The sequence below is a fragment of the Moorena sp. SIO2C4 genome, from assembly GCF_010672485.1.
In the GTDB taxonomy this organism is placed as follows: domain Bacteria; phylum Cyanobacteriota; class Cyanobacteriia; order Cyanobacteriales; family Coleofasciculaceae; genus Moorena; species Moorena producens.
This window is the reverse complement of the sequence record NZ_JAAHGN010000609.1, coordinates 1-4,520: the sequence shown is the minus strand read 5'-3', so window position 1 is coordinate 4,520 and position 4,520 is coordinate 1. Positions and strand designations below refer to the sequence as shown.

The following is a 4,520-nucleotide window of genomic DNA, read 5'->3' as shown; positions in this document are numbered from 1 at the left end:
TCTCAGAGATGAAGAACAAGCAGTATCTACAGTAATTGATGGTCCATTTAATTGGAAAAAGTAGGATAATCTTCCTGCACCGATAGCAGTAGAACTACCTGTAGCAAAATAGATATTTAAATCTTGCTCTTGATAATATTTGTCCTGTAAGCGTTCGTAATCGTGAAAAGCGATACCCACAAATATACCCGTTTCTGTGCCCGACAGAGATTCCGGATTAATGCCAGCATCTTCTAGTGCCTTCCAATGTTCTTCCAGCAGCAGACGCTGTTGTGGATCCATGTAGAGAGCTTCACGAGCCGAAATGCGGAAAAAATCCGGCTCAAATTTGTCAACTTCAGTTAGGAATCCCCCATAACGATTAGCTATTTTTCCTGGCTGATTTTTCTCAGGATGGTAATATTGCTCAATATCCCAACGAGTTGGAGGTACTTCCGTAATCCCATCAATACCATCATGGAGCAATGACCAATATTGTTGAGGGCTATCGGCATCTCCAGGAAACCGACAAGCCATACCAATAATTGCTACTCCATTTTCTAATTGAGCCGTTGAAAAACCGGAATCAGTTTTTATTGCCTCTGGCTTTGGTAGTACCTCAGAAACTTCCCCGCTTCTCTCTGTTGTCTCCCCTTTAAAATAACTAGCGATCGCGGCAGCAGTTCCATACTTAAAAAATAAATTAGGATCTATTTCCACTCCCAGCTTCTTCTGCAACAAGTATCTCAGTTCCAGCAACTCCAAAGATTCGATGCCCATCTCCATCAGTGCTCGCTGGGCATCAAAAGACTTTTTCTGGTGCATAACTTTACGCACACAGCTAGCCACAACTTCATCTATATCTTCTGTCAGTTTTACCTTAGTCTGCCGATTTTTTTCAACTGTCGCACCATCAAAACGTTGACGATGTTGAATATCGTAAGATACGAGAACTCCACAAGTCTGGTTTTCCCAATCTTTAGGGCGGTAACCAGGAAGCAGTTTCTCAATTTTAGCCCCATGAATCTGGTGAAATCGCAACAGCGGATCCACTAGTAACCCTGACTCATTTTTCTGGTGGATATATTCTGCCATGGGCATAGGGGAATAGTCTGGATAATTGCGACAAAGAGTTACTGCCACAACTTTTTCGACACCACTTATCTGGGCACAATACTGAAGCATAAATTCCAGCAGTCGATCTCCCAATCCCTGATTTTGCAACTCTGGCAAGATATTTACTGCCAATAATTGTACCACTACTCCTGATTCAGTATGTAATAAAGGGACTTGTGTACAAGTTTTATTATCCAAAAGTTGAGGGTTATCAATTCTTTGGGAATAGATAGCTCCAACAATCTTATCCTCAAGCTCTAAAATAAACTGCCCTTGTGGAATTTTAAAAATTCGTCTATAAATTTCTTCATTGTCAACTTGGAGATTTTCTGACCAACACAATGTCTCTAGTGCTATTAAATCACGTAAATCCTCAATTTTAGGATGGCGCAAATTGTAATAATTATTTTCAAAACAATTTAAACTAATACTTTTAATTATTGTCCTTTGCCCTAAGCATTTACCAATATCAGTCAAGCATAGATAATTCTTATTTTTATTCGATTTTTGGCTGTGTTTTTGGACTTTTATCAAACTTTTATCAGCCCATCCTTTAGCAATAAACAATCTTGATAATTCTTCTCGTATATGAGGAGTCACATTATAGAATAAAGGCTTGTCTTCATCTACTGCTAATAAATTATGCTTGTGAAGCCCTAGCATAATTGGTATTATTAAGACCCCATCTAATAAATCGGCAATTGTTCTATCATTAATATTCCACTGTTGTTGAGAAAGCTCTATCCAATTTTTAATAATACCAGGCTTTTCCTTTCCTAGTAAATAGGATTCTATGGGTAAGTTGTATAAATATAATATTTCTTCAGGAATGGACAAGTAAGCTTGACAATTGTCTTTGAGGGAGTATTCATCAGCTTCATTTTTGGATAGCCAACCTAGGGATTCCATCATTGTTAAGGCCACTTGCAAATTACCTGTATTTGCCCCTAGAGTATTAGCTATTTGCCGGTGGGTTATTCTCTTTTTTTTTATTAATTCAAATAATCCTTTTTCTCTACAGGCTAAGATTACAGGAATATAAACAAAGCCGTGTTCGTAACGATTAATTAACTCTAGCATTTTTTGATATTTATTGGTTTTACTCTGAATAGGATGTTAGTGAGCTTGGCTAGGATTTTTATGGAAATTTACTTAAAATACCATGAAATTTACAATTAAATTGAGGTTTACTACCTATGAATAATTAATAATACATTTACTCTCCCCTGATCTGGCTCTATTTGATTAGATTGTGTGTTTGGCTGGGATAACATTATTGTACAGCATAAAGTTTTTTTTATGGAGACCTTTAATGTAGTCATTTGAGCTAGTTTTTTACTTTTGATTTTTGAGTAGTCCTAAATATGTAATGATATTATTTGCTACATTCATTTAATTTTCAGAAGGTAGACTAGAAAAATCATTACTTGTTTCCCATTTTGCCTAGCTGAAAAGAATCTATTGTCACATCTATATTTAGTTTACATCAAACTGTCTCCTTAATTTTTACGGTTTGCTAAGTAGGCCTTGGTAATCCATGGGTACGCTTATCTAACCCAGTAAGGATAACTACGGAGAGATTGCTCCCTACATATTTCATTTTTTCATTGACCAACGCTGTTGGCTAAGTAATTTATTCAATTTTCATATAAATATACATTTCCCATCAGTCCCATGTCGTGGAAAGTCAGCAACCAACCTACTACAATTGTTTGCTGGCTATGTCCGAACGCTTGCTTAATCATCCGCTGATTGTGTAGCAGATTACCCTGACTCACCATTACTCCCTTGGGTGTCCCGGTAGAGCCGGAAGTTTACAGGAGTTAGGCATGGCTACTGCTGTAATGGCTTGGTTGAGACCAGTTCAACCCAAAGTCGCGTACGCATTTATTGTAGACTCGCAAATGCAACTTCCCCAGAGCTGGATGCTGGGCTCGGCGAGCTGGTTAACTCGGTCATAACAGATGTGGTAGTTAGGGCAAACCTAGCCTCTGCATAGGTATGCTTACGCTAACCACCGAGACAGATTTTGACTGCGTCGGGGTGGTGGATATGTGGGCACTGCAATTACGCCAGCGTACAAGCACCCAAACAAAGCAGCAATGAAGTCTATACCTGGTGGTACTACTAGCTCGCGCTCGTTCCCCCGTTGCCCCCAGAGACGGCAACTGACAGGCGTACGCCCTTGAGCGTTGGTCTAATACCTCATCGGTGATACGATCAGTTTCTTCTTCCCCTTTTTCATTGAAGGTATAAGCGATTTGATCTGGCTGATAATGGGCTCTATACCGCAACAACTCTACCAGATTGTCAAACTTCTCGTCAAGGTCTGAACATCTGATATTTCCAAAGTTTCAAGCTCCTTTATAAATAGCGTTTTTCAAGGCTTATTTGCTCCCTTTCAACAGTTTTTTACTGTTTTCACTATACTTAAGTGTACTTAGGTTTCTGAGCATTGAGAGTCCCCTAAATTAGGTACCATGAGAAATTTAGCACGAAAAAAATAACCTGTCAACCCTAATCGTAAATAAATTCTGCTTGACTCTCGTCCAACCATAGCAGCTATATAAAACCTAAGTACTCTGACATCTAGGAGTACTCACTAGCAGTAATCCATTGATTAAGGTACTTTCATCCTAGGTTTTAGGGAGTAGGAAGTAGAGAGTAGGGAAAAAATGCTCTAGATCTGATTACCAAGAGAAACGCTATTAATTTTTTTTTTTTTTGAACTGTGTTAAGAAAATTAAAGTTGCTCAAACCGTTGCTGTTCCCTATTCCGAGACCCAAAGTTTCCAACTCTTAACAGTCCACTTTACTTGTCTGGGAGGCGTAACTATTAGGCCATTGGTGACAAGTTCAACAAAAATGCCGTATGTCAAGTCTTGATTAATAAATATTTATAAAACTTTCAATTGCTTTGTGTAATTAGGATAGGGGTATTTAGCTCCATGGCGTAAGTATGAAGAACAGTTTTTGCCCTAGGTATTGATAATAATGGGTACGCTAGTCATTCCTCATGGGTACACGCCCGTCCCCGGGCAGTAGCGGATCGCCTCTGACCAAAAATTTTGGGTCTCAAGCCCCGTCCTTCCCTGGATAGAAACCTTAGATAGGGTCGCCTTATTCAATAAGTTTTAACCCTTTTCCCCATAGCCTGCCTCGGAAGTTACCGTAAGAATGAAGGAGCCTTAAGTAGCTAAGGGTAGAAAAGCTCATGTATGTAACACATTATGAAGGAGCTAACTTCGAGGGAAATCTGAATCGTTCTGCCTGATATCCACCAACCTCAGCTCTAGCATTGACCGAAAACCCTGAGGGCGCAAGCCCCTAGATTCTATCTATGGGGTTAGCCCGAACAGGAATTTATTCCCTGATTACTCGGGAACTTTAGCATCTTTGGATTCGGCAAAGCCGACGCTGCGCGA

General features: G+C 39.5%; 1 protein-coding gene and 1 pseudogene. Both read right to left on the bottom strand.

What is annotated here, in order from left to right; translation table 11 throughout:
• Nucleotides 1-2,175: GNAT family N-acetyltransferase (locus tag F6K20_RS25570; RefSeq protein ID WP_287296508.1), on the bottom strand; the 2,175-nt coding region annotated here is incomplete at its 3' end.
• A 557-nt stretch (nucleotides 2,176-2,732) separates the two neighbouring features.
• Nucleotides 2,733-2,897, bottom strand: a pseudogene (locus F6K20_RS25565) (AMP-binding protein); the annotation flags it as partial.
• Nucleotides 2,898-4,520 lie beyond the last annotated feature (1,623 nt).